Here is a 26,814-nt window from a genome sequence, read left to right as displayed (position 1 = left end):
TCCCGGCCCCGGGGCAGCGACGCAGATCACGTCCCCCCGGGGCCCCGGACCGCTTCAGAGGACGCCGACCGCCGCAAGGGCCTTGCGTTGAGCGGGAGTCGGGCGGTCGGGGAAGTAGAGGTAGCAGACCCCTCCTGTGCCGGACACCACTTTCCCGCTCGCGTTGTAGCGCTTCGTCCGCAGCCAGATGTTCTCCCACTCGCGCCGCCGGTAGACCCGGCGGACGGCCGGGTTGTCGGGTGAGGCGGGGTCGTTGGCGATCACGTCGCCGGAGGAGGTGAAGCCGATGACGGTCATCAGGTGGCCCGAGGTGCCGTATCCGGCGCCCGTCAGCTCCTCCTTGCGGAAGGACTGGGACGTTATGGCCGGGATGCCCGCCCGGATCAGGGTCTCCAGGTCCGTCAGGGATTCCAGGCGGGTCACCACCGCGTTCATGTCGGGGTAGGTCGCGGCGTAGGCGGCGTTGAAGGGCCAGTTGCCGCAGCCCGCGTACTGGTAGTCGTAGGTGAAGCGGGCCGCGTGGCACACCTGGGGATCGGCGAAGTCCGGGTTCACCCACGCCAGGTCCTCGGCGGCGGGGGTGCGGCCCCAGTATTCGACGATCATCTGCGAGGAGGTGGGGCTGCACCAGGCCTCGCCGCCGTTGTCGTACTCGGGGTACTGGCCGACGTGGATGTTCTGCGAGTAGCGCGGCACGATCAGCTCGTGGTCGAGGCCGGGCTCGGAGGCGGGCACGGTGAAGCGGTCCGGGATGTCGGACGCCATGGCGCCGACGCGTCGGACGACGGGGGTCAGCCTCGTGCCGGGCTCGCGGTAGAGGGTGAGGCGCAGTCGGTACGAGAGCAGGCGGAGGCCGCTCGCCGCGTCGTCGACGGCGAAGGTGTCGGTCCAGATGGAGGCCTTGCTGTCGCTCTGGTCGTCGACCGAGGTGCGGCGGATGTCGCCGTCGCCGGCCGCCCAGCGGCCCATGACGAACCAGGGGGTGTCGGTGCCGTCGCCGTAGGTGCCGCGCAGCTCCACCTGGAGCCAGGTGCCGGGCGGGGTGTGGGCGTTCCAGGAGGCGATGACCTCGGTGGCGGGGACCGTGGAGGTGTGGGTGGGCGAGGTCCAGCTCGCGTACTCCCAGGTGCTCGTCCGGCCGGTGTGCGGGTCGGTGTAGTCGGTGCGGCCCGCGGGGGTGTCGATGACCAGGCCGGGGCGGTGGCCGGAGACCGCCCGGGTGCCGGCGGCGGTGCCGCAGCGCCAGTCGGTGTACGTGCTCCAGAAGCGGTTGTCGACGAGGCCGGGCGCCGGGGCGTGGCCGCGCTCGGTGTCGGCTGCGCAGGCCTCGGTCGCGGTGGCGTCACAGGCGTCGACCGCGGACGTGGCGGAGGCGGGCGTGGCGGAGGCGGCGGTGACGGTCGCGGCGGTAGCGGTCGTTCCCGCGGCCGCGGCGAGGGCCGCGGCAAGGACGGTTCTGCGCGGGGTGGCAGGGGGCATGGGCGGTGACCCTCCAGTCGGTGGTGGCGAACGGACGGACGGCGCGCCCACTATCGCGGCTCGCGGGCGTCTTCTGCCAGCACTTCGACGCGTGCCGCCCGAGCAATATTGGTCTCCACCAGTGGCGCTCCGCGCCGCGCTGACCTGCGGCGGACCGCCACCGGGCGGTCCCCTACCCTGGGGTCATGAACGATCTCGACCGCGTGGCCACCGCTCTGCGCCGGCTGCCGCCCTCCTGCGGCGCGGTGCGGCTCGTCGCGGTCGACGGGCACGCGGGTTCGGGCAAGTCCACGCTCGCCGCCCGCCTCGCGGTCGCCCTGGGCGACGCCCCGGTCCTCCACGTCGACGACCTCGCCACGCACGAGGAGCTCTTCGCGTGGGCGGGCCGGATGCTCGCCGAGGTGATCGGGCCGCTCTCCCGGGGTGAGACGGCGTCGTATCACCCGTACGACTGGCAGCTCCGCGCCTTCGGTGCGCCGAGGCCGCTGGAGCCGGCACCCGTGGTGCTGGTGGAGGGGGTGGGGGCCGGGCGGCGGGAGCTGCGGCCCTTCCTGGCGGGGCTGCTGTGGATGGAGCGCGGCCCCGAGGACTCCTGGGCGCGTGGCCGGCGCCGGGACGGACCGGACCTCTCCGCCTTCTGGGACGGATGGACGGTGGCAGAGACTCGCCATTTCTCCGCGGACCCTTCGCGCCCGTTCGCCGACGCCCTGGTGAGGGAGCGCGGCGAGGGGTACGAGTGGCTGCCCGGCCCCTCTGTGACAGCAGGCCCGAACCAGATCATCACCCAATGTGACGACTCCCCGGCCGCAAACTGAGTGGCCTGAACTCCGCTTCCGCAAGTGCCTCAACTCGGCTTGACCCAAGGGGCGTACAGGTCTTACGTTCTCAATGTGCGGCTCTCCGGAGTCGCCGCGGACGCGAAGCCCCCGGTTGTTCCCCCGTGATCGGGGGCTTCGTTCTGCCCCTCCGCTCACCGAGGGTCACCGACGGTGAGCCCGCGCCGGATCGCGTCGATCACGACCGATCGGCTTCTTCTCCCTCATCACGCACCCCCTGCGCAGGTACGATGCCCCCGGTGCGGTCAATTCCCGTCCACGTGTAGACGGTTGTGGGGGACCCGATGGACTTCGGCACACAGGGCACGCATGCCCCCGCCGAGCTCGCCTGGCTGCGTGGAATCGACGCCTACACGATGGGCGCCTATCCGCAGGCCGAGGAGGAGTTCCGTACGGCGGTGCGCATCGACCCCGGCATGGCCGACGGCTGGCTCGGCCTGCACGCGCTGCGGGTGGACACCACGACCGCGCTGCTGCGGATGTACCGCAATCGCGAGCGCTTCGGCGAGCAGCGCACCCGGCACCGCAGGACGCTCAACTCCTGGTACTGGCTGGGCTGGTGGGTGCAGCCGGTGCTCGAGAGCCCGCGGGACCTGCTCCTCGCGCACGCCTCGCACTGGCTCGACGGGCGCCATGTGCCCGAGCTCGACCGGGCGCTCGCCGGGCTCCCGCCCGTCGACGCCGACCCGCAGGTCCGCTTCCTGCACGCGTGCCGCTCGTACCTGGTCAAGGACTGGGACCAGCTGGTCCGCCACACCGAGCCGCTGGTCGACGATCCGCTGCTCGGCATCGAGGCGGGCCTCTTCGGCGGCATGGCCCGGGTGCGGCTGGAGATGTACGGGCAGGCCGAGCCGATGCTGGCCGCGGCGCTCATGCGCTGCCGCAGCGAGCAGCCGCAGCGCAAGGAGCTGCGCTACTGGCTGGCCCGGGCCCACGAGGGCACCGGCCGCACCGCCGCGGCGCTCCCGCTGTACCGGGCGGTGCACCGGATCGACCCGGCGTTCATGGACACGGCGGCCCGGCTCGCCACCATCGCGGAGTACGACGGCTTCGAGGGCCCGGACGACCCGGTCGGACTGGCCCCCGCCCTGTACGGCGGGCTCGGCGGCCAGGACGCGGTCGACGGGGAGCGGCTCGACCCGGACGGCGCGGCCGGCGAGGGGCTGCTGGTCAAGCCCGGGGCGGTGGCGCCGCCCGCGCCGCCGGAGCCCCCCGAGTTCGTCCGCCAGAAGGCGGCGGTCCCGCCGCAGCCGGTGCCGCCCCGCTTTCCGGCGAGCCCCACGGACCCGGCCCTGCTCGCCGAGGCGCTCGCGGAGCTGGAGCGGATGGTCGGCATGGAGCCGGTCAAACGGCAGGTCAAGGCCCTGTCGGCGCAGCTGGAGATGGCCCGGCTCCGCGCCGGGCAGGGCCTTCCCGTCCAGCCGCCGAAACGTCACTTTGTCTTCTCGGGCCCCTCGGGCACCGGGAAGACGACCGTCGCCCGCATCCTCGGCCGGGTCTTCTACGCGCTCGGGCTGCTCGGCGGCGACCACCTCGTGGAGGCCCAGCGGGCCGACCTGGTCGGCGAGTTCCTGGGCCAGACCGCCGTGAAGGCGAACGAGCTCATCGACTCGGCGGTCGGCGGCGTGCTCTTCGTCGACGAGGCCTACTCGCTGTCCAACAGCGGCTACAGCAAGGGCGACGCCTACGGCGACGAGGCCCTCCAGGTCCTCCTCAAGCGCGCCGAGGACAACCGCGACCACCTGGTCGTCATCCTGGCCGGCTACCCGGAGGGCATGGACCGGCTTCTCGCCACCAACCCGGGGCTGTCGTCCCGCTTCACGACCCGCGTCGACTTCCCCTCGTACCGTCCGCTCGAACTCACCGCGATCGGCGAGGTCCTCGCCGCCGCGAACGGCGACGGCTGGGACGAGGAGGCCCTGGACGAGCTGCGCTCGATCAGCGCGCACGTGGTCGACCAGGGCTGGATCGACGAGCTCGGCAACGGGCGCTTCCTGCGCACCCTGTACGAGAAGTCCTGCGCCTACCGCGACCTGCGGCTCTCCGGCTTCCCGAACACCCCGGGCCGCGAGGACCTCGCCACCCTGCGCCTGCCGGACCTCATGCAGGCGTACGGCGAGGTCCTGTCGGGCCGCGGCCCTGCGAGCCGCGGCCCGCAGGAACCTCCGGGCATCTGACCCGGACCCGCGGCCCGGGGATCCGCTCAGCCCGTCAGTGCCTCGGCCGGAGTCTCCGCCGGCACCGCGTCCGCCGGCCGTTCCGGCCTCGGAGCCGGGGCGAGGCGGTGGGCGGGGTCGCGGACCTCGCCGACCAGCATCTCCAGGACGTCCTCCAGGGCGACCAGGCCGAGGACCCGGCCGGAGGCGTCCGACACCTGGGCCAGGTGCGTCGCGGCGCGGCGCATCACGGTGAGGGCGTCGTCGAGCGGCAGCTCGGCCCGCAGCGTGGCCATCGGGCGCCAGAGCTGCTGGGGCACCGCCCGCTCGCGCTCCTCCAGGTCGAGGACGTCCTTCACGTGCACGAAGCCCATGAAGGTGCCGCGGCCCTCGCCGCGCACCGGGAAGCGGGAGTAGCCGGTCCGGACGGTCAGCTCCTCGATGACCCGCGGGCTGACCGACGGCGGGACCGTGACCAGCGCGGACGAGGGGATGAGGACGTCCGTGACGGGGCGGGTGCCCAGCTCCAGGGCGTCCTCGAGGCGCTCCTGCTCGCCCGGGTCGAGCAGACCGGCCTGGCCGGCGTCCTCGACGAGCCGGCCGAGCTGGGCACTGGTGAAGACGGCCTCCACCTCTCCCTTCGGCTCGACCTTGAAGGCCCGCAGGACCAGGCGCGCGCAGGTGTCGAGCGCGTTGGTCACCGGCCGGCAGACACGGGCGAACCCGACGAGACCGGGACCGAGCGCGAGTGCGGTGCGCTCCGGGTCGGCCATCGCCAGGTTCTTCGGGACCATCTCGCCGATGACGAGGTGGAGGAAGACCACCGCGGCGAGCGCGAGCACGTACCCGAGCGGGTGGATCAGGCCCTCCGGCACGCCCACGGCGTGGAAGACCGGTTCGAGCAGCCGGGCCACGGTCGGCTCGGCGACCGCGCCGAGCGTCAGGGAGGCGACGGTGATGCCGAACTGGGCCGCGGCCATCATCTGGGGCAGGTTCTCCAGGCCGTACAGGACCTGGCGGGCCCGCTTGCCGCCGAGCGGCTCGATCTGGCTGCGGCGCACGGAGACGAGGGCGAACTCGGCGCCGACGAAGAAGCCGTTGGCGAGTACCAGGAGGACGGCGAAGAGCAGGGGAAGCAGACTCATCGGGCCGCCTCCGCGGCGACGGGCACCGGGGCGGTGCGCACGATCCGCACCCGTTCGGCGCGGTAGCGGTCGACCTGGCGCACCGAGAGGCGCCAGCCGGGGAGTTCGGCCCGGTCGCCGGGGGCGGGGATCCGGCCGAGCAGATCGGCGACGAGCCCGGCGACCGTCTCGTACGGGCCGTCGGGCACGTCGAGTCCTATCCGGTGCAGGGTGTGCACCCGGCAGGAGCCGTCGGCCTCCCAGACCTGGGAGCCGTCCTCGGAGGGCACGGGGGCCAGTTCCGGTCGCTCGTCGGCGGCGGTGTCGTGCTCGTCGCGGACCTCGCCGACGAGTTCCTCGACGATGTCCTCGAGGGTGACGACGCCGGCGGTGCCGCCGTACTCGTCGACGACGACCGCGATGGGCTGTTCCCGGCGCAGCCGCTCCAGGAGGGCCTGGGCCGGCAGCGACTCGGGGACGAGCACCGGCGGGACGGCGATCCGGCCCACGGGGACCCGGTGCCGCTCCTGCGGGACGACGGCGAGCGCGTCCTTGAGGTGGACCATGCCGACGATCTCGTCGATCCGCTCGCGGTAGACCGGGAACCGGGACAGGCCGGTGGCCCGCGTGAGGTTGAGGACGTCGGCCGCGGTGGCGTCCGACTGCAGGGCGCTCATCTTCACCCGCGGGGTCATCACCTGCTCGGCGGTGAGCCCGCCCAGCGACAGGGTGCGTACGAAGAGGTCGGCGGTGTCCTGTTCCAGGGCGCCGGCCTGGGCCGAGTGGCGGGCGAGGGAGACCAGCTCCCCCGGGGTGCGGACCGAGTCGAGCTCGTCGGCCGGCTCCACGCCGAACAGCCGGACGAGCCGGTTGGCGACGGTGTTCAGGAGCGTGATCACCGGCCGGAACAGCGCGGAGAACACGTGCTGCGGTCGGGCGACGAAGCGCGCGACCTGGAGGGGCCGGGAGACCGCCCAGTTCTTGGGGACGAGCTCGCCGACGACCATCTGGACGGCGGAGGCGAGCAGCATGCCCACCGCCACGGCGATGCCGGAGACGGCGCCCTCGGGCAGCCCGGTCGCGGTCAGCGGCCCGTGGAGCAGCCCGGCGAGCGCGGGCTCGGCGAGCATGCCGGTGACGAGCGAGGTGATCGTGATGCCGAGCTGGGTGCCGGAGAGCTGGAAGGACAGCTCGCGCAGGGACCTGACGACGGTGCGGGCCCGGCGGTCGCCTTCGGCGGCGGCGCGCTCGGCGTCGGCGCGTTCCACGGTGACGAGGCCGAACTCGGCGGCCACGAAGAATCCGTTGGCGAGGATCAGGACGAAGGCTGCGGCGAGCAGCAGAAGGGAGACGATCATGCCGCCGCCTCGGGTGAGCGGGCGGCGCAGGTACTACCGGACGATCCGTCCATTGCCGGAGGGAGTCACTCCTCGGGTCGAAGGGCTGCCTCGCGGGCCGCCGGCGGGCGGCCCTGCACATGCGAGGCGGTGGTGCCGCTCGGCACCACCGCCACAAGAGTAGTCACGCCCGTGCCGGTACGGGCAGGGGGTCGGCCCCGTATGGGGGACGGATCAGGGTCCGCCCCCGGGTGTCCGCGGGGTCAGTCCCGCTCCGCTCCGCTGCCCCGGCTGTCGGCGAGGCCGCGCAGCGCGCGGGCGTCCTGGATGGCCTGCTGCTTGGCGATTCCCGGCTGGATGCCGAGCGCGGGCAGGCTGGTGCCGTCGCTCAGGTCGAGGAAGACCCAGGGGTCGCCGGGGCGCAGGTTGACCCGCAGGATCTCGGCCCAGGCGAGCCGGCGCGTCCGGGTGATGTTCACCACCGTGACGCCCTGCTCGTCGGCGACCACCTTGGGACGGGCGAGCAGCACCAGGACGCCGAGGAAGAGCGCCGCGGTGAACACGAAGCTGGCCCGCTCCCCCGGCCCGAGCTTCTCCAGCATCATCCCGACGGTCGTGACGACGACGAACATCGCCACTCCGGCGGTCAGCAGGACGGCCCGGGTGCGGGACGGCCGGAAGGTGACCGGGAGGGCGGGGACGGTGGGCTCGGGCATGGTGTTCCTAGCGGGCGGTGCGTCGGAGTGGGCGGCGGGTCAGAGGCGGCAGGCGTGGATGGCCGTGGTGAGGATGGCGCGGGCGCCCAGCTCGTACAGGTCGTCCATGACCTTCTGCGCCTCCTTGGAGGGGACCATGGCGCGGACGGCGACCCAGCCCTCGTTGTGCAGCGGCGAGACGGTGGGGGACTCGAGGCCGGGGGTGAGGGCGACGGCCTGCTCCAGGTGCTCGGCGCGGCAGTCGTAGTCCATCATCACGTACGACCGGGCGACGAGGACGCCCTGGAGGCGGCGCAGGAACTGCTGGACCTTGGGGTCGTCGGCCGGGGCGCCGGTGCGGCGGATGACCGTGGCCTCGGAGGTGAGGATCGGCTCGCCGATGACCTCCAGGCCGGCGTTGCGCAGGCTGGTGCCGGTCTCCACGACGTCGGCGATGACCTGGGCGACGCCCAGCTGGATCGCGGTCTCGACGGCGCCGTCGAGGTGGACCACGGAGGCGTCGACGCCCTGCTCGGCGAGGTGCTTGGCGACGATGCCCTCGTAGGAGGTGGCGATCGTCATCCCGTGGAAGTCCTCGGGGCCGTTCGCGGTGCCGGGGCGGGTGGCGTAGCGGAAGGTGGAGCGGCCGAAGTTCAGCGGCAGGATCTCCTCGGCGTTGGCGCCGGAGTCCAGGAGCAGGTCGCGGCCGGTGATGCCGATGTCGAGCCGGCCGGACGCCACGTAGATGGCGATGTCCTTGGGACGCAGGTAGAAGAACTCCACCTCGTTGTCCGGGTCGACGGTGACGAGCTCCTTGGACTCCTTGCGCTGCCGGTAGCCCGCCTCATGGAGCATCTCCATCGCAGGTCCGGAGAGGGAACCCTTGTTGGGGACGGCGATGCGCAGCATGGGGTGGGCTTCCTTTGCCTCAGGAGTTGCTGGGGTGTTCGGTGCTCGGTGTGCGGTGCGTGCTCAGAGGTGGGCGTAGACGTCGTCGAGGGAGATCCCGCGGGCGACCATCATCACCTGGACGTGGTACAGCAGCTGCGAGATCTCCTCGGCGGCGGCTTCCTTGCCCTCGTACTCGGCGGCCATCCAGACCTCGGCGGCCTCCTCGACGACCTTCTTGCCGATGGCATGGACGCCCTTGCCGACCAGTTCCGCGGTGCGGGAGGTCGCCGGATCGCCGTTCTCGGCCTTGAGCTTGAGCTCGGCGAAGAGCTCTTCGAAGGTTTTGTTCGCCATGATGTCCTAAGAGTACGGGGTGTGAGAGGCCGGGCGCTCAGCGCCTCCATCAGGTGGGACGGAGGGCGGAGCGGGCACTCAGCGCCAGGGCTCGCTGACCGTGCGCAGCGTGGTCGCGGTGGCGACGGCGGCGGTGACGGCCTCGTGGCCCTTGTCCTCGCGGGAGCCTTCGAGACCGGCCCGGTCGAGGGCCTGCTCCTCGTTGTCGACGGTCAGAACGCCGAATCCGACGGGTACGCCGGTGTCGATCGAGACCTGGGTGAGGCCGTGGGTGACGCCCTGGCACACGTACTCGAAGTGCGGCGTTCCGCCGCGGATGACGACACCGAGCGCCACGATGGCATCGTAGCCGCGCCCGGCGAGCACCTTGGCCACGACCGGGAGCTCGAAGCTGCCGGGGACGCGGAGCAGGGTGGGCTCCTCGATGCCGAGCTCGTTCAGCGCGCGCAGGGCGCCGTCGACGAGGCCGTCCATGATCTTCTCGTGCCACTGGGCCGCGATGACCGCGACGCGGAGGTCGCCGCAGTTCTTCACGCTGAGGACGGGTGCGCCCTTGCCGCTCATGTTGCTCCTTGCCGGTGTACGTACGCGTTACGGACGATGAAGGGGTACGGGATTACTGGTTGCCGCAGGTGCCGGCCGGAGTGCCTTCCAGCCAGGGCAGGTCGTGGCCCATCCGGTCCCGCTTGGTGCGCAGGTAGCGGAGGTTGTGCTCGCCCGCCTGGACGGGCATGGGCTCGCGGCCCTCGACGGTCAGGCCGTGCCGGGTGAGGGCGTCGATCTTGTCGGGGTTGTTGGTCATGAGCCGCAGGGTGCGGACCCCGAGGTCGGTCAGGATCTGCGCGCCGGCCGCGTAGTCGCGGGCGTCGGCGGGCAGGCCCAGCTCCAGGTTGGCGTCGAGGGTGTCGCGGCCGCGCTCCTGGAGCTCGTACGCGCGCAGCTTGGAGAGCAGGCCGATGCCGCGGCCCTCGTGGCCCCGGAGGTAGACGACGACTCCGCGCCCGGCCTCGGTGATGCGGTCCATGGAGGCTTCCAGCTGGGGGCCGCAGTCGCAGCGCAGCGAGTGGAAGACGTCGCCGGTGAGGCACTCGGAGTGGACCCTGACGAGGACGTCCTCGCCGTCGCCGATCTCGCCGTGGACGAGGGCGACGTGCTCGACGCCGTCGACGGTGGAGCGGTAGCCGTACGCGGTGAAGTCGCCGTGCCGGGTGGGCAGGTGGACCTCGGCCTCGCGGCGGACGGTCGGTTCGGCGCTGTGCCGGTAGGCGATCAGGTCCTCGATGGAGATGATCGTCAGGCCGTGCTTGCGGGCGAACGGGATCAGCTCGGGCAGCCGCAGCATGACGCCGTCCTCGCCGGCGATCTCGACGATCGCGCCGGCCGGGCGGAGTCCGGCGAGACGGGCGAGGTCGACGGCGGCCTCGGTGTGCCCGTTGCGGGCGAGGACGCCGCCGGGCTTGGCGCGCAGCGGGAAGATGTGGCCGGGGCGGACGAAGTCACCGGGCTCGTAGGTCCCGGCGGCCAGCATGCGCAGGGTGGTGGCGCGGTCGGCGGCGGAGATTCCGGTGCTGACGCCGTGGGCGGCGCTCGCGTCGACGGAGACCGTGAAGGCGGTCTTCATGGACTCGGTGTTGTCGTCCACCATCTGCGGCAGCCGGAGGCGCTCCAGCTCCTCGCCCTCCATGGGGGCGCAGATCAGTCCGCGGCATTCGCTCATCATGAAGGCGACGACCTCGGGGGTGGCCTTCTCGGCTGCGATGACGAGGTCGCCCTCGTTCTCGCGGTCCTCGTCGTCCACGACGACGACGGGGCGACCGGCGGCGATGTCCGCGATGGCCTGCTCGACGGGGTCGAGGACGAGGTCGGTGGCGTCCCACAGGCGCTTCTGGGGGGCTGCGTGCAGCGCATCGGGAAGGGCGGGGGTGGGCGACGGACGGGCGCTCATGCGTGAGCTCCTTCCAGAGCGGCGGGGGCGGCGGCGCGGGACCGGAGCCACCAGTCGCGCATGCCCCAGATGACGAGGGCGAAGTAGATGACGTAGACCAGGCCGGAGAAGGCGAGTTCGCTCTTGAAGGCGAGGGGGACGCCCACGAGGTCGACGAGGAGCCAGGCGAACCAGAACTCGACCAGGCCGCGGGCCTGGGCGACCATCGCGACGAGGGTGCCCACGAAGATGTACGCGTCGGCCCACGGGCTCCAGGAGAGCGAGGGGTAGAGGGTGAAGAGGCCGCCGACGGCGAGGGTGCCGAGGGCCGCGCCGGCCAGCAGCACCCCGCGCTCCTTCCAGCTGGCGAAGCGGACGGCGATGGAGCCGTCCTGGGCCTGCTGCCGGCCGCGGTTCCACTGCCACCAGCCCCAGGCGGCGACGCCGATGACGAGGAGCTGCTTGCCGACGCCGCCGGCCAGGTGGGCGGAGGCGTAGGCGCCGACGAGGATCAGGCCGGAGAGCAGCTGGGCGGGCCAGGTGAGGATGGAGCGGCGCCAGCCGAGGGCCAGGGCGACCAGACCGATCGTGTTGCCGATCATGTCGGACCACATGATGTGCTGGCCGAAGACGGTGAACGCCTCGGAGTTGAGCCAGTTCACTTGACGTTCTCCTGTGCGTTCGGGCCGAGCAGGCGCTCGACGTACTTGGCGATGACGTCCACCTCGAGGTTGACCGGGGCGCCGCTCTGCTTGAGGCCGAGCGTGGTCAGGGCGAGGGTGGTGGGGATGAGGCTGATGGTGAACCAGTCGTCGCCGACCTCGACCACGGTGAGGCTGACGCCGTCGACCGTGATGGAGCCCTTCTCGACGACGTAGCGCGCGAGCGGGGCGGGCAGGCCGACCTTGACGATCTCCCAGTGCTCGGAGGGCTCGCGCTCCAGGATGGTGCCGGTGCCGTCCACGTGGCCCTGGACGATGTGGCCGCCGAGACGCCCGCCGACGGCCATGGGCCGCTCCAGGTTGACGCGGGAGCCGACCTCCAGGGCGCCCAGGGAGGAGCGCTTGAGGGTCTCGGCCATCACGTCGGCGGTGAACTCGCCGTCGCCGAACTCGACGACCGTGAGGCAGACGCCGTTGACGGCGATCGAGTCGCCGTGCTGGGCGCCTTCGGTGACCACGGGCCCGCGCAGGCGGAAACGGGAGGCGTCCGCCAGCTGCTCGACGGCGACGACCTCGCCCAGCTCTTCGACGATTCCGGTGAACACGGTCAGGCTCCCTTGGTGGTCGGGACGGCGGTGATGCGGACATCGGGTCCGACGCGCTCGGCCTCGGTGACGTGGAGGCGCAACGCGTCGGTGATGGTGGTGATTCCGGCGTCGGCGAGGGCGTGCGGGCCGGCGCCGAGGAGGACGGGGGCGAGGTAGCCGACGACCTGGTCGACGGCGCCCGCGGCGACGAAGGAGCCGGCGAGCGTGGGGCCGCCTTCGAGGAGCACGGAGCGGACACCCCGCTCGTGCAGCCCGTCGAGGAGCTCGGTCACGTCGATCCGGCCCTGGTGCAGGGGCAGTCGGAGCAGTTCGACGCCGGGCAGGTGTCCGGTGTCGGCGTCCTCGCCGACGACCAGCAGGGTGGGCGCGGCGTCGTCGAGGAGGCGGGCGGTGGGGCGGATCCCGGCGCGGGTGTCGACGGCGACCCGCAGCGGCTGGACGGCTCCGTCGATGCCGCGTACGGCGAGGTGGGGGTTGTCGGCGCGCAGGGTCCCGCCGCCGACGAGGACGGCGTCGGACTCGGCGCGCAGCCGGTGCACGTCGGCGCGGGACTCGGCGGAGCTGATCCAGCGGGAGGTGCCGTCGGCGGCGGCGATCCGGCCGTCGAGGGTGGCGGCGTACTTCCAGCGGACGAAGGGGCGGCCACGGCGGACGGAGGTGAGCCAGGCGAGGTTGCCGGTCTCGGCCTCGTCCTCCAGGAGGCCCTGCTCGACTTCGACACCGGACGCGCGCAGGGTGTCGGCACCGCCCGTGGCCTGCGGGTTCGGGTCGCCGACGGCGTAGACGACGCGGGCGATCCCGGCCTCGACGAGGGCCTGGGCGCAGGGGCCGGTGCGGCCGGTGTGGTTGCAGGGTTCGAGGGTGACGTACGCGGTGCCGCCGCGGGCCAGGACACCGGCCTCACGCAGCGCGTGGGTCTCGGCGTGCGGGCCGCCGGCGCGCTGGTGGTAGCCCTCGCCGACCTGGTGGCCGGAGGCGTCGGTGATGACGCAGCCGACGACGGGGTTGGGACTGGTGGAGCCGAGACCGTGGGCGGCGAGCGCGACCGCGCGTCGCATGGCGGTGATGTCGGCCTGGGTGGCCACCGGGTCCTCCTGCCTCTTCGGGCACGGACTCCGGGGCCTGTCGATGACGACAGAGAGCGGATACGACGGCCTTGCACAGGGTGCGCCGAAGCCGAGAGTCCTCCGGTGCACCTGCCGATCCCTGGGGACCGGTACGGCGACCAGCGGACGTACGGCCGGCTCACCCCTGAGTAGGGGTCGCCCGCCGCGCACTGCCTCCCATCCGGACTTTCACCGTCGGTCCAGGAATTTCACCTGGTCAACCGGCCGCTGGCTGCGGACGGGTCGCGGACTATACCGCCGGTTCGGAATTACACCGACCCCGGAGTGCGCTGCTGCTGATACAGGGCCAGTGTGCCACGGCCGGGGACCGGCCATACGGGTGAGGCCCTGTGGGCTGGCTCACAGTCGGCGCTCGACCGCCCACAGAACTCCGCTTTGGTCCAGACCTATTGACGCACTGGTCTAGTCCTCTTAATCTCCGTGTCACCTCCGAGGTACGGCCCGCCGGTGTGCGCACTCCACGGGCCCGACACGACCCACCCCCTTGTTCGTTGTGTTCTGCCGACCTCCCCTGGAGGAACCGAACGTGCTGTCCCCCACGAAGAAGAGAGCGAGCCTGCTCGCGTCCGGCGCCGCCGTCGCCGGCCTGCTGATCAGCTCCCTCGCAGCCGGCGGCGTCTCGTACGCGGCCGACAACGAGTCCTGTCGGCCGGACGGGCTCTACAAGACCCCCGGCGTCGACGTCCCGTACTGCTCGGTCTACGACGCCGACGGCCGCGAGAAGATGGGCGCGGACCACCAGCGCCGGGTCATCGGCTACTTCACCGGTTGGCGCACGGGGAAGAACGGCCAGCCGGCGTACCTCGCCAAGGACATCCCGTGGGACAAGATCACCCACATCAACTACGCCTTCGGTCACGTCGGCGGCGACAACAAGCTGTCCGTGGGTGCGGACGGTCCGGACAACGCGGCCACCGGAATGACCTGGCCCGGTGTCGCGGGCGCCGAGATGGACCCGGCGTACGCCTACAAGGGCCACTTCAACCTGCTCAACAAGTTCAAGAAGCAGCACCCGAACGTCAAGACGCTGATCTCGGTCGGCGGCTGGGCGGAGACCGGCGGCTACTTCGACGACAACGGCGGCCGGGTGAACTCCGGCGGCTTCTACTCGATGGCGACCAACGCCGACGGGTCGGTCAACCAGGCCGGGATCGACACCTTCGCCAACTCGGCCGTCGACTTCATCCGGAAGTACGGCTTCAACGGCGTCGACATCGACTACGAATACCCGACGACGATGAAGGACGCGGGCAACCCGCTCGACTGGCAGCTCGCCAACGCGCGCCGCGCCGGTCTCGTCCAGGGCTACGCGGCCCTGATGAAGTCCCTGCGCGGGAAGCTCGACACGGCCGGCGCCGCCGACGGCAGGCACTACATGCTGACCGTCGCCGCGCCCTCCTCCGGCTACCTGCTGCGCGGCATGGAGACCTTCCAGATGCAGAAGTATCTGGACTACGTCAACATCATGTCCTACGACCTGCACGGCGCCTGGAACGAGTACGTCGGCCCGAACGCCTCGCTCTTCGACGACGGCAAGGACGCCGAGCTCGCCGCCGCCAACGTCTACGGCTCCGCGCAGTACGGCAACATCGGCTACCTCAACACCGACTGGGCCTACCACTACTTCCGCGGCTCGATGCCGGCCGGCCGGATCAACATCGGCCTGCCGTACTACACCCGCGGCCACAAGAACGTGCAGGGCGGCACCGACGGCCTGTGGGGCAAGGCCGCCGCGACCAGCTGCCCGGCCGGCGCCGGTCTGACCAAGTGCGGCGACGGTGCGGTCGGCATCGACAACCTGTGGCACGACAAGGACACCAACGGGCAGGAGTCGCCCGCCGGTTCCAACCCGATGTGGCACGCGAAGAACCTCGAGAAGGGGATCGTCGGCGACTACGTCACCCAGTACGGCTTCCCCGCGAACACCACGCTGACCGGCACCTACGCCCGCAGGTACGACGCGACCCTGGTCGCCCCGTGGCTGTGGAACGCCCAGAAGAAGGTCTTCCTCTCCACCGAGGACGAGCAGTCCGTGGCCGCCAAGGCCGACTACGTGGTCGACCGCGGCATCGGCGGCACGATGGTCTGGGAGATGGCCGGCGACTACGCCTGGAACGCCACCAAGGGCCAGTACGAGATGGGCTCGACGCTCACCTCGCTGATGTACGACAAGTTCAAGGCCGCCACCCCCTACGGCGCGAAGAAGTCGAACAAGGCGCTGCCGACGCAGGCCGTGAACGTGGGTGTGGAGTTCACCGAGTTCAAGCTGGGCGACTCCAACTACCCGATCACCCCCAAGATCAAGATCACCAACAACACCGCGACCGCGCTGCCGGGCGGCACCGAGTTCCAGTTCGACTACGGGACCTCGGCCCCGGGCAACGCCTCCGACCAGTCCGGCTTCGGCACCAAGGTGATCAGCAGCGACCACACCGGCAGCAACGTGGGCGGCCTGAAGGGGGACTTCCACCGGGTGTCCCTGAAGCTCCCGGCCTGGCAGTCGCTCGCCCCGGGCGCGAGTGTCGACCTCGCGTTCAACTACTACCTGCCGGTCTCGACCCCGTCGAACTGGACGGTGACGATCAACGGCACGGCGTACGCCCTCGCCGGCGACCTGGCGCGCGGCACGACGCCGGTGGAGCCGGGCACGACGACCCCGCCCACCACGCCTCCCACCACCCCGCCCACGACTCCCCCGACGACCCCGCCCACGACCCCGCCGACGACGCCGCCCACCGGCTGCACCGCCCCGGCGTACGTGGCCGGCCAGGTCTACACCGGCGGCACGCTCGTCTCCCACAAGGGCCACACCTGGAAGGCCCAGTGGTGGACCCAGAACGAGGAGCCGGGCACGACCGGCGACTGGGGCGTCTGGAAGGACCAGGGCGCCTGCTGAACCGCACCGCCTGACCGGCGGGTCCCCCTCCCCTGACCCGCCGGCCGCGGCACGCGCCCATCGGTCCGCACTCCGAGAACCCCCGGTGGCGGTCTCACGGCCCTTGCCGCCGCCGGGTCCTCCCCGCCCGCGCCGCGTCCCCCTGTCCGGGGCGCGGCGCGGCCGCGTTCGTCAGGGGAACAGGGCGTCCTGGGCCGCGTCGCGGGCGGTCAGGAGGGCGCCGCGCAGGATGGCCGCGTCGCCCAGGGTGGTGGCGCGCACCTCGGTGCGCAGCGGGGAGAGGTCCGCGAGGCGGGCCTCGACCCGGGCGGCGAGCTCGGGGCCCCCACGGTGGCCGGTCTCGCCGGCGAGCACCACGCAGCCGGGGTCGAGGACGGCGGCGACGGAGGCCGCGCCGATGGCGAGGCGCTCGGCGAGGGCGTCGACGAAGGGCTGGTGGCCGGATTCCAGGGCGGTGTCCGGGTCCAGGCCGTGGGCGCGCGCGAGGGCGTCGACGGCGGCGACGCAGGCCAGCTCGTCGAAGCCGCCGTCGCAACCGTGCGCGGAGGGCAGCCGGGAGGTGCCCGGCACCGGCAGGAAGCCGATCTCGCCCGCCCCGCCGGAGGCCCCGCGGCGCAGCCGCCCGTCGAGAACGACGGCGGCGCCGACGCCCTGGCCGAGCCAGAGCAGCACGAAGGTGTCGCGGCCCTCGCGCGCGGCGCCCTCGCGGAGTTCGGCGACGGCGGCCAGGTTCACCTCGTTCTCCACGAGGACCGTGGCCGGCAGCCGGTGCTGGAGGGCGGCGACCAGGCGCCGGTGCCATGCGGGGAGCTGCGCGGTGTCCCGCAGCTCCCGGGTGGCCGGGTCGATGAGTCCGGGCGCGCCGACGGTGACGCTGTGCAGCCGGGCGGCGCCGGCCTCGGCGGCGGTGCGTTCGAGGAGAGCGACGGCGCGGTCGACGGCGGGGCCGGGGGCGGCGCCGTCGCCGACGGGGAGGGATGCCTCGGCGAGGGTCGTGCCGAGGAGGTCGGAGACCACCACGGACACCGAGGTGGTGCGCACGTCGAGGGCGGCGAGGTGGGCGCGGTCGGCGACGATCCCGTACAGCCTGGCGTTGGGGCCGCGGCGCTCGGCCCCGGCCTCGCCGACGACATGGACGAGTCCCGAGCCGCTGAGCCGTTCGACGAGGTCGGCGACGGTGGGGCGGGACAGTCCGGTGAGCGTCTTGAGCTGGGTCGCCGTCAACGGGCCCTCGTCCTGGAGCAGGCGCAGGGCGAGCCGGTCGTTGATGGCCCGTGCGGTGCTCGGGGATGCGGCCATGCGGCGATCCTCTCAGACGACGTCGGGCTTCCGTTTTTCCGCCTCGGGCCCCGCCCACTATTTATCAGGCAGGGTTCCTGATAGTTTACGCGCTCCAGACTGTACGCACGGCCACACCGGCTCCGGGGAGGGCACACGACATGGCGGACGGAACCGTCTTCACCACCCAGCGGCTACGGCGGGCCCGGTTCGCCGTGGCCGCCGTCTTCTGCGTCCACGGCGCCGTGACCGGCAGTTTCGCCACCCGCATCCCGTGGATCCAGGAGCACGCCGGGGTCGGCGCCGGCCAGCTCGGGCTCGCCCTCGCCTTCCCGGCGATCGGCGCCTCGCTGGCGATGCCGCTGGCCGGCGCGATCAGCCACCGCTTCGGCGCCCGCACCGCGCTGCGCGGGCTGCTCGCGTTGTGGACCCTCTCGCTGACCCTGCCCTCGCTCGCGCCGAACATCTACGGACTGTGCGCGGCCCTCCTGGTGTACGGCGCCACCGCCGGCATGTCCGACGTCGCCATGAACGCGCTCGGCGTCGAGACCGAGAACCGGCTCGGCCGCTCGATCATGTCCGGCCTGCACGGCATGTGGAGCGTGGGCGCCCTGCTCGGCTCGGCCGCCGGCACCGTGGCCGCCCATCTCGGCGGCGACGCCCGGCTGCACCATCTGCTCGCCGCCCTGGTCCTCACCGTGCTCGGCCTGATCAGCTGCCAGGGCGTGCTCGACCTGCACAGCGCCCCCGAGGAGGAGGCGCCGCCACGCTTCGCGCTGCCCCCGAAGTCCGCCCTGGTCATCGGCGCCATCGGCTTCTGCGGGGTCTTCGCCGAGGGCGCGAGCCTCGACTGGTCGGCGGTCTACCTCAAGGACGAGCTGGGCACCTCCGCCGGTCTCGCCGCGGCCTCGACCACCGCGTTCGCCCTCACCATGGCCGTGGCCCGGCTCGTCGGCGACCGCGTCGTGGACCGCTTCGGCGCCGTGCGCACCGTGCGGGTGGGTGGTCTGGCGGCCACGCTCGGCGGCCTGCTCGTGGTCTTCGCCCCGCACGCGGCGCTCGCGATGGCCGGCTTCGGCCTGATCGGGCTCGGGGTCGCGGTCGTCGTCCCGCTCGCCTTCGCCGCCGCCGGCCGCAGCGGCCCGAACCCCAGCCAGGCCATCGCGGGCGTCGCCACCATCACGTACACCTCGGGCCTCGTCGCCCCCTCGGCGATCGGTGGTATCGCCAACGCGACCTCGCTGGTCCTCTCCTTCGGCCTCGTCACGCTGCTCACCTTCGGCCTCGTCGTCGGCGCGGGCGTGCTGCGGCCCGGTGCCCGCACCAGGACGGGGGACGCGGCCGAGGCCGACGCCGTGCAAGGGGTCCGCTGACCTGCGGCGCATTACCATGTGGCTGATCTTTTTCGGCTCCGACACGGCGGGGCCGGAAGCCATCGGAACCCGGAGAACTGGAGCGACCCCATGAGCCTCGGCGTGCGCTGGACCCTGCACGGCGACGGGAGGACACCCGCACCGGGAGCCGTCGTCCGGCCGGACGAGCGCCTCTCCTGGCCCCGTACGGTCGGCCTCGGCGCCCAGCACGTGGTGGCGATGTTCGGCGCCTCGTTCGTGGCTCCGGTCCTCATGGGTCTCGACCCCAACCTCGCGATCATGATGTCCGGTGTCGCCACCGTGATCTTCCTGCTCGCGACCCGCGGGACGGTCCCGTCGTACCTGGGCTGCTCGCTCTCCTTCGTCGGCGTCGCCGCGGCGATCCGGGCCTCGGGCGGCACCAGCGCCACCGTGACCGGCGCGGTCTTCGTGGTCGGCGCGGCGCTGTTCCTCGCGGGCCTGGCGGTGCGGAAGTTCGGCGCGCGGATCATCCACGCGGCCATGCCGCCGATCGTCACCGGCGCCGTGGTCATGCTGATCGGCTTCAACCTGGCCCCGGTCACCGCGGCCACCTACTGGCCGCAGGACCAGTGGACCGCGCTGCTCGTCATGTTCTTCAGCGGCCTGGCCGTGGTCTGCCTGCGCGGCTTCTGGTCGCGGATCGCGATCTTCCTGGGCCTGATCTTCGGCTACGGCATCTCCTGGATCTTCGACCTGGTCTTCGGCAAGATCCACTCGATCTCCCCGAGCGGCCAGGTCACCGACCACTGGCGGCTCGACCTCTCCGGCGTCGGCAAGGCCGACTGGATCGGCCTGCCCTCCCTGCACGGCCCCAGCTTCGAGTGGTCCGCGATCCTCGTCGCGCTGCCCGTGGTCATCGCGCTGATCGCCGAGAACGCCGGACACGTCAAGGCCGTCGGCGAGATGACCGGCGACGCGCTGGACGGCAAGCTCGGCACCGCCATCGCCGCCGACGGAGCCGCCTCGATGCTGTCCACCGCGGTCGGCGGCCCGCCGAACACCACGTACTCCGAGAACATCGGCGTCATGGCCGCCACCCGGGTCTACTCCACCGCCGCCTACTGGGCCGCGGCCGGCTTCGCCCTGCTCTTCGGTCTGTGCCCCAAGTTCGGCGCGATCGTCGCCGCCATCCCCGGCGGCGTGCTCGGCGGCATCACGGTGATCCTCTACGGCATGATCGGCCTGCTCGGCGCCCAGATCTGGATCAACGCCAAGGTCGACCTGCGCAACCCGCTCAACCTGGTCCCCGCCGCGGCGGGCATCATCATCGGCGTCGGCGGCGTGAAGCTCACCTTCACCGACACCTTCGAGCTCGGCGGCATCGCGCTCGGCACGCTCGTGGTCATCACCGGCTACCACGTGCTGCGGGCCTTCGCCCCGGCGCACATGAAGGAGCAGGAGCCACTGCTGGACGCCGGCACGAGCTCCTACGAGACCGGCACCGAGGAGACGTCGAAGAACTGAGTGATTCGCCCGTTCTGGGGAAGCCGGGCCCGAGGAGTTCCCTCCCGGGCCCGGCGGCTGGGAGCCTGCCCCCATGGCGCAGACCCAGCAGACCAGCCGGAAGATCGGGCCGTTCGTGGCGGTCGACCCCGTGGTGGACCGGATGCGGTCGCTTCGCGCGGCCTGGCACCCGGCGGACGGGGTCGCGGTGTTCAACCGGGTCTACCTGACGGTGACCGAGGAGATCGGCCGGGCCATCGAGGCGGGCACCTTCACCGACCGGCGGGCCGCCGCCACCCTCGACGTGCGCTTCGCCCAGCGCTATCTCGCGGTCGTCGACTCCGTCGCGACCGGCCGCCCGGCGCCGGCCTGCTGGCGGCCGCTCTTCCACTACCGGCGCCACCCCGGCGTCCGGCCGCTGCAGTTCGCGCTCGCCGGGATCAACGCGCACATCGGGCACGACCTGGCCCTCGCGGTGGTGGACACCTGCCGGGCCCTGGACTGCGCGCCCGCGGACCTGGAGGACGAGTTCGACCGGGTCGGCGACGTCCTCGTGCTGCTGGAGGAGCGCATCCGGGACGAACTGATGCCGGGCCCGGACCTCCTGGAGATCGCGGACCCGCTGACGCATCTGCTCGGCTGCTGGAGCCTGGACCGGGCCCGCGACGGGGCCTGGCTCGCCGCCCGCTCGCTGTGGCAGCTGCGGCGGCTGCCCGACCTGGCCGAGGAGTTCACCGAACGCCTCGACCGGTCGGTAGGGCTGGTGGGGCGGATGCTGCTCACCCCGCTCGCCCGGCCCTGAGGGTGCGGAGGCTCAGTCCTCCGGCAGCTCGACGGGGGCGATCTCGTCGTACACGTCGCCCGGACCGGGGTTGGTGCTGTCGGTGGCGCCGCCGAAGTGGTGCATGACGCCCCAGACCGCGTTGAGCGCCGTCTGCACCGCGCCCTCGGCCCAGCCGGCCGTCCACGAGATGTCGTCGCCGGCCAGGAAGATGCCCCGCTTGTCCTCGGGCAGGCGGTCCTGCATGAAGTGCGTGAACAGGCGGCGCTGGTAGCGGTAGTGGCCCGGCAGGTTGGCCTTGAAGGCGCCCATGAAGTAGGGCTCGTTCTCCCAGGAGACCGTCACCGGGTTGCCGATGATGTGCTTCCGGATGTCGACCTTCGGGTAGATCTCGCCGAGCGACTTCAGCATGACCTCCATGCGCTCGTTCGCGGACAGCGGCAGCCACTTCAGGCTGTCGTCGCACCACGTGTACGAGAGGCAGATGGTGGCCGGCTTGTCCGGGCCGTCGTCCAGGAGGTAGGTGCCGCGGGTCATCCGGTCGGTGAGCGTCATCGACATGACGTCACGGCCGGTCTCCTCGTCCTTGTCCAGCCAGAACGGCCGGTCCACGGGCACGAACAGCTTCGAGGACTCCATGTAGTGGGTCCGCTCCATCGCCGTCCAGTGGTCGATCGGGAAGAGCGAGTCGTCGCACGCGATCTTGGACAGCAGCATCCACGACTGGGCGGTGAAGATCGCCGCCTGGTACGTACGGATGTCGCCGGACGCGTCGGTCACGGTGATCCGGTTGCCGGCGGCGCGGGTCAGACGGGTCACGGCCGGGCGGGGGGTTCCCTCGTGGAGGGAGCTCAGCGAGGTGCCCTGGGCCCAGTGCAGGATCTTCTCCGGCTCGCGCTCCCACAGGCGCAGCGGCAGCTGCTGCGAGCCGCCGACGATGCCGCGGTGGTGGTCGTCCGCCTCGGTGTAGACGACCCGGAGGATCTCCAGGATGGAGTTCGGGAAGTCGGTGTCCCAGCCGCCGGTGCCGAAGCCGACCTGGCCGAAGATCTCGCGCTTGCGGAAGGACTGGAAGGCCTCGGACTTGCAGAGGAAGCCGTAGAAGGTCTCGTCGTCGAGCTTCTCGACGAGCTTGGCCCAGATCTCGCGGATGCGCGGGACGTCGCGCTCGCGCATCGCCCGGTTCATGTCGGAGAAGTCGGCGCCCTCGTCGAGGCAGGCGCTCCACGCCGCGGCGACGTCGCGGTAGATCTGCGGCAGGTCGTCGATGGTCTCGGCGTAGTGGGTCTCGCCCTTGAGGTCGACGACGGTCGACGGGGTGGCCTCGGCAAGCGGGTTGGGGAACGGCGTGGTCTCCAGGCCGACCAGGTCGATGTAGTGCTGGAGCGCGGTCGAGGAGGGCGGGAACCGCATCGCGCCCATCTCGGCCGTCAGACCCTCGGTCTCCGGGCCCTCGAAGCCGACGGTGCGCAGCCGGCCGCCGATCTGGTCGGCCTCGTAGACGACGGGCTTGAGGCCCATCTTCATCAGCTCGTACGCGGCGATGATGCCGGACAGACCGCCGCCGATGATCGCGACCTCGGTGCCGTGCTCGGTGGCGGGGACCTGCCCGAGACCGGCCGGGTGGGCCAGGAAGTCGTCGTAGGCGTACGGGAAGTCCGGGCCGAACATGGTGATCGGCGGCTGCTGCTCGTCGGCGTGCTCGACGGCGTTGGGCACGGTGGACGTCATGGGGTACGGACTCCTTGCACGAAGCGGTGAAGCTGGGGGAGGAAGGGCGGGGGCGGCTCAGGCTCGGTCGTGGACCAGGGGGCCGTACAGGCCGGGGCGCCGGTCGCGGAGGTAGGGGTTCTCCGCGCGGGAGGCCGCGAGGAAGTCGGTGTCGACGTCGCCGATGACCAGGTCCTCGCCCCGACCGGCGCGGGCCCGGGCGGTGCCGTCGGGGGCGGCGAGCGTGGACAGGCCGACGAACTCGAAGTCGCCCTCGGGGCCGGTCCGGTTGGCGTACGCGATGTAGATCTGGTTCTCGAAGGCGCGTACCGGGACGACGGACTCGGGGACCACCTCGGCCGGGTGCATGAGCGCGGTCGGCACCAGGAGGAGGTCGGTGCCGGCCAGCGCCTGCGCCCGTACGTTCTCGGGGAACTCGACGTCGTAGCAGATCATCAGGCCGACGGTGAGGCCGGCGAGCTCCGCCTGGACGACGGCGCGGTCGCCGGGCGTGAACCACTTCAGCTCGAAGTCGCCGAAGAGGTGGGTCTTCCGGTAGTGCGCGAGCACGGCGCCGTCGGCACCGAAGAGCTGCGCGGAGTTGTGGAGCACCCCGTGCGCCTCGGTGTCGCGCTCCGGGTAGCCGTAGCCGACGGCAAGGCCGTGGCGGACCGCGATCTCGGCGACGGCCTTCGCGGAGGGCCCGTCGGAGGGCTCCGCGAGGCGGGCGATGTCGGCGCCGATGGCGTAGCCCGTGAGGAAGAGCTCGGGGGCGAGGAGCAGCCCGGCGCCGGCGGCCGCGGCGCGGCCCGCCGCCTCGTCGAGGATCTTCAGATTCGCGGCCACGTCACCGAGCTGTCCGGAGCTCTGGAGCAGGGCGGTGCGCAGCGCGGGCATGGGCGATCCTCGGGTGACGGAAGGTGAGGGAGAAATTCAAAGGGAAGACGTCAAAAACGGTACGGTTTCGGGCTCTCCCGGGACAAGGCGAGACCGTTGCGGACCGACCGCCGAACCGTTGCGCGATCGTCGGCCTCGACGGCGATTCGTTGCGCGTGGCTGCGACCCGGGTCGTACGGCGCCCCCGCCGCGTGGCGGAGGCAGGGACCGTTCCCAGGCCCGACGCCGTGCCGCGGCCGGGGCGGAAGAGTGGTGGTCGTCCGGTTGACCTGCCGAAAGGACCGAAACGACATGGACCGCCGCACGAAGATCGCCGCCGTGGCCGCCGCTCTGCTGATCACCGCCGGAGCGGCCGGCTCCGCCACCGCGTCGGGCGACGGGAAGGGGGGCGTGCGGGAGGCCGCCGCGTTGACCGGCACCGCGAAGCTCTACCGGCCCGCCGGCGACGACATCACCTTCAGCTTCGACGCGCATCTGGCGGCGAAGGACCGGAACGATCCGCTGGCCGCCACCGGTACCTTCCGCTACAGCCACTACAAGGGGGACTGGGGCGGCACCGCCGAGGTGAAGGTCGACTGCCTCGCGACGGGCGGCGAGGTGGCCACGGTCACCGGCATCGTCACCGCGACCGACGTGCCGGGCCTCCTGCACAAGCGGGTCGGCGTGTCGGTGTACGACAACGGCAGGCACGACCGGCTGGGCTACAGCTGGCTGGCGTCCGACCCGACGAAGGACGAGGTGCCGCCCTGCAACAGCGCCGCCCCGTACGAGCGGGTCAGGGCCGGCACCGGCGACTTCACGGTGCTGCCCTGGCGGTTCGCGTACCCGGCCGAGTAGTCCGCAGGAAGCCGGCCGGTCCGCCGAGGGCCGAGCAGGCCGCAGACCGCCCCACGGGGGTGGGCGGGCGAGGGGCGGTGCGGGAACCACGGCCCGCGCCGCCCGGACCCGCCGGCCCGCGGGGCACGCCCTACGCGGGCGAGCCGGAGGAGAAGCGCCGCAGCAGCGGCGAGAGCACCAGGACGGACTTGGTCCGCTCCACGAAGGGCTCGCCCGCGATCCGCTCCAGGACGCGCTCGAAATGGCGCATGTCGGAGGCGAAGACCTGGACGACGGCGTCCGCGTCACCGGTCACGGTCGACGCGGACACCACCTCGGGGTACCGCTCCAGACCTCGCCGGATGTCCTCCGGCGAGGTGTTGTGGCGGCAGTAGATCTCGACGAACCCCTCCGTCTCCCAGCCCAGCGCCGCCGGGTCCACCCGGACGGTGAAGCCGGTGATGGCACCCTCGGCCCGGAGCCGGTCCACGCGCCGCTTCACGGCGGGCGCCGAGAGTCCGACGAGCGAGCCGATGTCGGCGTAGCTGCGGCGGGCGTCTTCCGCGAGGGCGTGGACGATGCGTTCGTCGAGGTCGTTGAGTCGCACTACGGGTGGATCACTTCTCTGCGGGGGCCTCTGCCAGGGCCGGGGCCGTGGCCAGTCGGGAGCGGCGCATGCCGTACAGGAAGTAGAACACGAGTCCCGCGACCATCCAGCAACCGAAGACCACCCAGGTGACCGAGTCGAGGCTGAACATGTTGTACGCGCAGAAGACGAAACCGAGCACCGGGAAGACCGGACCGAGCGCCACCTTGAAGGTGCGCGGCATGTCGGGGCGCGAGTAGCGGAGCATGATCACAGCGATGTTGACCAGCGCGAAGGCGAAGAGGGTGCCGATGCTGGTGGCGTCGACGAGCTTGCCGAGCGGGATGACCGAGGCGAGGGCGGCGCAGAACAGCGAGACGATCACCGTGTTGACGCGCGGCGTGCCGGTCTTGGCGCTGACCCTGCCGAAGGCCTTGGGGACGAGACCGTCGCGGGACATCGCGAAGAGCACGCGGGTCTGGCCGTAGAGCACGGTCAGGACGACGCTGGCGATGGAGATGACGGCGCCGGCGGCGAGCAGGGTGCCCCAGAAGGTCTGGCCGGTGACGTCGTTCATGATCGCCGCGAGGGTGGCCTCGGAGCCCTCGAAGTCCTTCCAGTGCCAGGCGCCGACCGCGACGGCGGCGACGAGCACGTAGAGGACGGTGACGATGAGCAGCGAGAGCATGATCGCCCGCGGCAGGTCGCGCTTGGGGTTCTTGGCCTCCTCGCCGGCCGTGGAGGCGGCGTCGAAGCCGATGTAGGAGAAGAACAGGCTGGCGCTGGCGGCGCCGACACCACCGATGCCGAGCGGCATGAAGTCCTTGTAGTTGCCGGACTTGAAGCCGACGAAGCCGATGGCGCAGAAGAGGATCAGCGCGGCGATCTTCACCACGACCATGATCGTGTTGACCACGGCGGACTCGCGGGCGCCGCCGAGCAGGAACACCATGGCGAGCAGCACGACGATGAGGCCGGGGAGGTTGATGATGCCGCCCTCGCCCGGGGCGGAGGACAGCACGTCGGGGATGGTGACGCCGATGGTGCCGTCGAGCAGCTCGTTGAGGTACTCGCCCCAGCCGACCGCCACGGCGGCCACGGACACGCCGTACTCCAGGACCAGACACCAGCCGCAGACCCAGGCGACGAGTTCACCCATCGTTGCGTACGCGTACGAGTACGAGGAACCCGCGACCGGTATGGAGCCGGCCAGCTCGGCGTACGAGAGGGCCGAGAAGAGCGCCGTGAGGCCGGCGATCACGAAGGACAGCGTGACGGCCGGACCGGCCTTGGGGACCGCCGAGCCGAGCACGACGAAGATGCCGGTGCCGAGCGTCGCACCGATGCTGATCATGGTCAGCTGCCACATGCCGAGCGAGCGGCGGAGTGAGCCACCCTCACCCTGGCCACCCTCCGCGACCAGGTTCTCTACCGGCTTGCGGCGGGTCAGGGCGGAGAGCCCGGAGGTCGTGCGGGCGGTCGGGACGGTCGGGTCCTCGGCCGGTGGGGCTGCGCCGTGGTCAAGCACTGCGGGGGCTCCTTATCGCTGCCTGTCGACGAGCGGGGACCGCGGCGGTCGCGCGGGCGTGCCGAAACAGCCCACGGGGGAAGAGGAGACCGCCGAGCAGGCGGTCGCCGCCACTCCTGGTACGAGGCATGAGCCTAAGCGCTAGAGCTTCGCACTTGTAATGCAGGGTTGTTGCGCACTGTCGGATGATCATTGCGCGCTTCGTGCGCAGACGGGGAAACATTGCGCTCCCCCGCATGAATCGACACATCGGGGGCATGACGTGACCTGCGCACATGCATTGACTCCTCGG

23 protein-coding genes and 1 riboswitch are annotated in these 26,814 nt (G+C 72.0%); of the genes, 7 read left to right on the top strand and 16 right to left on the bottom strand.

Going from position 1 to position 26,814, the window contains the following annotated elements:
- Positions 1-54: 54 nt before the first annotated feature.
- Positions 55-1,479: a peptidase C39 family protein gene (locus ACIRQF_RS28115; protein ID WP_404095997.1), complete on the bottom strand. Its 1,425-nt coding sequence runs from the start codon at positions 1,477-1,479 to the stop codon at positions 55-57.
- 185 nt (positions 1,480-1,664) lie between these two features.
- Between ACIRQF_RS28115 and ACIRQF_RS28110 the strand changes: the two genes are divergently transcribed.
- Entirely contained in the window at positions 1,665-2,294 is a 630-nt protein-coding gene (locus ACIRQF_RS28110; protein WP_404095994.1) for a uridine kinase, read from the top strand.
- Between the two features lie 305 nt (positions 2,295-2,599).
- Positions 2,600-4,492 (top strand): AAA family ATPase, encoded by a 1,893-nt coding sequence (locus ACIRQF_RS28105; RefSeq protein WP_404095991.1) that lies wholly within the window; start codon positions 2,600-2,602, stop codon positions 4,490-4,492.
- A 26-nt stretch (positions 4,493-4,518) separates the two neighbouring features.
- Here the strand turns inward: ACIRQF_RS28105 and ACIRQF_RS28100 are convergent, their stop codons facing one another.
- The 10 genes from ACIRQF_RS28100 to ribD form a co-directional block, all read right to left on the bottom strand.
- Positions 4,519-5,616 (bottom strand): hemolysin family protein, encoded by a 1,098-nt coding sequence (locus ACIRQF_RS28100; RefSeq protein WP_376637418.1) that lies wholly within the window; start codon positions 5,614-5,616, stop codon positions 4,519-4,521.
- Positions 5,613-6,953, bottom strand: coding sequence for a hemolysin family protein (locus tag ACIRQF_RS28095; RefSeq protein ID WP_376637417.1), 1,341 nt, complete (start codon positions 6,951-6,953; stop codon positions 5,613-5,615). The genes ACIRQF_RS28100 and ACIRQF_RS28095 overlap by 4 nt, the downstream gene beginning before the upstream one ends.
- A 242-nt stretch (positions 6,954-7,195) precedes the next feature.
- A complete protein-coding gene (locus ACIRQF_RS28090) occupies positions 7,196-7,648 on the bottom strand; it encodes a PH domain-containing protein (RefSeq protein ID WP_376637416.1) in 453 nt (150 codons plus the stop codon).
- Between the two features lie 39 nt (positions 7,649-7,687).
- The gene (hisG, locus tag ACIRQF_RS28085; RefSeq protein WP_376637415.1) at positions 7,688-8,536 is read right to left on the bottom strand and encodes an ATP phosphoribosyltransferase; all 849 of its coding nucleotides are present in this window, start codon (positions 8,534-8,536) and stop codon (positions 7,688-7,690) included.
- A gap of 63 nt (positions 8,537-8,599) precedes the next feature.
- Positions 8,600-8,872 (bottom strand): phosphoribosyl-ATP diphosphatase, encoded by a 273-nt coding sequence (locus ACIRQF_RS28080; protein ID WP_376637414.1) that lies wholly within the window; start codon positions 8,870-8,872, stop codon positions 8,600-8,602.
- 78 nt (positions 8,873-8,950) lie between these two features.
- On the bottom strand, positions 8,951-9,436 hold the full coding sequence (ribH, locus tag ACIRQF_RS28075; RefSeq protein WP_376637413.1) for a 6,7-dimethyl-8-ribityllumazine synthase: 486 nt from the start codon (positions 9,434-9,436) through the stop codon (positions 8,951-8,953).
- A gap of 52 nt (positions 9,437-9,488) precedes the next feature.
- Positions 9,489-10,817: a bifunctional 3,4-dihydroxy-2-butanone-4-phosphate synthase/GTP cyclohydrolase II gene (locus tag ACIRQF_RS28070; protein WP_389754587.1), complete on the bottom strand. Its 1,329-nt coding sequence runs from the start codon at positions 10,815-10,817 to the stop codon at positions 9,489-9,491.
- Positions 10,814-11,410, bottom strand: coding sequence for a nicotinamide riboside transporter PnuC (locus ACIRQF_RS28065; RefSeq protein ID WP_376637433.1), 597 nt, complete (start codon positions 11,408-11,410; stop codon positions 10,814-10,816). Before ACIRQF_RS28065 ends, ACIRQF_RS28070 begins: the two co-directional genes overlap by 4 nt.
- 44 nt (positions 11,411-11,454) lie before the next feature.
- Entirely contained in the window at positions 11,455-12,063 is a 609-nt protein-coding gene (locus tag ACIRQF_RS28060; protein ID WP_376637411.1) for a riboflavin synthase, read from the bottom strand.
- Positions 12,064-12,065: 2 nt separating this feature from the next.
- On the bottom strand, positions 12,066-13,151 hold the full coding sequence (gene ribD / locus ACIRQF_RS28055) for a bifunctional diaminohydroxyphosphoribosylaminopyrimidine deaminase/5-amino-6-(5-phosphoribosylamino)uracil reductase RibD (RefSeq protein ID WP_404095984.1): 1,086 nt from the start codon (positions 13,149-13,151) through the stop codon (positions 12,066-12,068).
- A gap of 184 nt (positions 13,152-13,335) precedes the next feature.
- A riboswitch (FMN riboswitch) is annotated at positions 13,336-13,465 on the bottom strand.
- Between the two features lie 254 nt (positions 13,466-13,719).
- Between ribD and ACIRQF_RS28050 the strand changes: the two genes are divergently transcribed.
- Entirely contained in the window at positions 13,720-16,089 is a 2,370-nt protein-coding gene (locus ACIRQF_RS28050; protein ID WP_404095981.1) for a chitinase C-terminal domain-containing protein, read from the top strand.
- A 171-nt stretch (positions 16,090-16,260) separates the two neighbouring features.
- Here the strand turns inward: ACIRQF_RS28050 and ACIRQF_RS28045 are convergent, their stop codons facing one another.
- On the bottom strand, positions 16,261-17,388 hold the full coding sequence (locus ACIRQF_RS28045; RefSeq protein WP_404095978.1) for an ROK family transcriptional regulator: 1,128 nt from the start codon (positions 17,386-17,388) through the stop codon (positions 16,261-16,263).
- 140 nt (positions 17,389-17,528) lie between these two features.
- Here ACIRQF_RS28045 and ACIRQF_RS28040 point away from each other — a divergent pair, with 140 nt between their 5' ends.
- The 3 genes from ACIRQF_RS28040 to ACIRQF_RS28030 all read left to right on the top strand — a co-directional run bounded on the left by ACIRQF_RS28040 (position 17,529) and on the right by ACIRQF_RS28030 (position 21,006).
- Positions 17,529-18,740 (top strand): MFS transporter, encoded by a 1,212-nt coding sequence (locus ACIRQF_RS28040; RefSeq protein WP_389754574.1) that lies wholly within the window; start codon positions 17,529-17,531, stop codon positions 18,738-18,740.
- A gap of 90 nt (positions 18,741-18,830) precedes the next feature.
- Positions 18,831-20,225, top strand: coding sequence for a uracil-xanthine permease family protein (locus tag ACIRQF_RS28035; RefSeq protein ID WP_404095975.1), 1,395 nt, complete (start codon positions 18,831-18,833; stop codon positions 20,223-20,225).
- Positions 20,226-20,298: 73 nt separating this feature from the next.
- A complete protein-coding gene (locus ACIRQF_RS28030) occupies positions 20,299-21,006 on the top strand; it encodes a DUF5995 family protein (RefSeq protein ID WP_376637405.1) in 708 nt (235 codons plus the stop codon).
- Between the two features lie 12 nt (positions 21,007-21,018).
- On the opposite strand, the gene ACIRQF_RS28025 is transcribed toward ACIRQF_RS28030, so the two are convergent.
- Together ACIRQF_RS28025 and ACIRQF_RS28020 are read right to left on the bottom strand one after the other, a co-directional pair.
- The gene (locus ACIRQF_RS28025) at positions 21,019-22,716 is read right to left on the bottom strand and encodes a flavin monoamine oxidase family protein (RefSeq protein ID WP_376637404.1); all 1,698 of its coding nucleotides are present in this window, start codon (positions 22,714-22,716) and stop codon (positions 21,019-21,021) included.
- A 57-nt stretch (positions 22,717-22,773) separates the two neighbouring features.
- Entirely contained in the window at positions 22,774-23,592 is an 819-nt protein-coding gene (locus ACIRQF_RS28020) for a carbon-nitrogen hydrolase family protein (RefSeq protein WP_376637403.1), read from the bottom strand.
- Positions 23,593-23,883: 291 nt separating this feature from the next.
- On the opposite strand from ACIRQF_RS28020, the gene ACIRQF_RS28015 reads away from it, so the two are divergent.
- A complete protein-coding gene (locus ACIRQF_RS28015) occupies positions 23,884-24,429 on the top strand; it encodes a Repetin (protein ID WP_389754567.1) in 546 nt (181 codons plus the stop codon).
- 130 nt (positions 24,430-24,559) lie between these two features.
- On the opposite strand, the gene ACIRQF_RS28010 is transcribed toward ACIRQF_RS28015, so the two are convergent.
- Positions 24,560-25,015: an Lrp/AsnC family transcriptional regulator gene (locus ACIRQF_RS28010; protein ID WP_030691274.1), complete on the bottom strand. Its 456-nt coding sequence runs from the start codon at positions 25,013-25,015 to the stop codon at positions 24,560-24,562.
- Positions 25,016-25,025: 10 nt separating this feature from the next.
- A complete protein-coding gene (locus tag ACIRQF_RS28005; RefSeq protein ID WP_404095970.1) occupies positions 25,026-26,522 on the bottom strand; it encodes an amino acid permease in 1,497 nt (498 codons plus the stop codon).
- Positions 26,523-26,814: the final 292 nt, after the last annotated feature.

The organism is Streptomyces sp. NPDC101191, assembly GCF_044767915.1.
Classification (GTDB): Bacteria; Actinomycetota; Actinomycetes; order Streptomycetales; family Streptomycetaceae; genus Streptomyces.
This window is presented reverse-complemented; position numbering and strand designations above follow the sequence as displayed.

Bases quoted from the DNA above. Each gene is read 5' to 3' on its own strand.
- ACIRQF_RS28020 (WP_376637403.1), bottom strand. From the start codon at position 23,592: ATGCCCGCGCTGCGCACCGCCCTGCTCCAGAGCTCCGGACAGCTCGGT.
- ACIRQF_RS28070 (WP_389754587.1), bottom strand. From the start codon at position 10,817: ATGAGCGCCCGTCCGTCGCCCACCCCCGCCCTTCCCGATGCGCTGCAC.
- ACIRQF_RS28110 (WP_404095994.1), top strand. From the start codon at position 1,665: ATGAACGATCTCGACCGCGTGGCCACCGCTCTGCGCCGGCTGCCGCCC.
- ACIRQF_RS28065 (WP_376637433.1), bottom strand. From the start codon at position 11,410: ATGTGGTCCGACATGATCGGCAACACGATCGGTCTGGTCGCCCTGGCC.
- ACIRQF_RS28100 (WP_376637418.1), bottom strand. From the start codon at position 5,616: ATGAGTCTGCTTCCCCTGCTCTTCGCCGTCCTCCTGGTACTCGCCAAC.
- ACIRQF_RS28025 (WP_376637404.1), bottom strand. From the start codon at position 22,716: ATGACGTCCACCGTGCCCAACGCCGTCGAGCACGCCGACGAGCAGCAG.
- ACIRQF_RS28040 (WP_389754574.1), top strand. From the start codon at position 17,529: ATGGCGGACGGAACCGTCTTCACCACCCAGCGGCTACGGCGGGCCCGG.
- ACIRQF_RS28080 (WP_376637414.1), bottom strand. From the start codon at position 8,872: ATGGCGAACAAAACCTTCGAAGAGCTCTTCGCCGAGCTCAAGCTCAAG.
- ribH (WP_376637413.1), bottom strand. From the start codon at position 9,436: ATGAGCGGCAAGGGCGCACCCGTCCTCAGCGTGAAGAACTGCGGCGAC.
- ACIRQF_RS28015 (WP_389754567.1), top strand. From the start codon at position 23,884: ATGGACCGCCGCACGAAGATCGCCGCCGTGGCCGCCGCTCTGCTGATC.
- ACIRQF_RS28095 (WP_376637417.1), bottom strand. From the start codon at position 6,953: ATGATCGTCTCCCTTCTGCTGCTCGCCGCAGCCTTCGTCCTGATCCTC.
- ACIRQF_RS28045 (WP_404095978.1), bottom strand. From the start codon at position 17,388: ATGGCCGCATCCCCGAGCACCGCACGGGCCATCAACGACCGGCTCGCC.
- ACIRQF_RS28030 (WP_376637405.1), top strand. From the start codon at position 20,299: ATGGCGCAGACCCAGCAGACCAGCCGGAAGATCGGGCCGTTCGTGGCG.
- hisG (WP_376637415.1), bottom strand. From the start codon at position 8,536: ATGCTGCGCATCGCCGTCCCCAACAAGGGTTCCCTCTCCGGACCTGCG.
- ACIRQF_RS28090 (WP_376637416.1), bottom strand. From the start codon at position 7,648: ATGCCCGAGCCCACCGTCCCCGCCCTCCCGGTCACCTTCCGGCCGTCC.
- ACIRQF_RS28105 (WP_404095991.1), top strand. From the start codon at position 2,600: ATGGACTTCGGCACACAGGGCACGCATGCCCCCGCCGAGCTCGCCTGG.
- ACIRQF_RS28035 (WP_404095975.1), top strand. From the start codon at position 18,831: ATGAGCCTCGGCGTGCGCTGGACCCTGCACGGCGACGGGAGGACACCC.
- ACIRQF_RS28115 (WP_404095997.1), bottom strand. From the start codon at position 1,479: ATGCCCCCTGCCACCCCGCGCAGAACCGTCCTTGCCGCGGCCCTCGCC.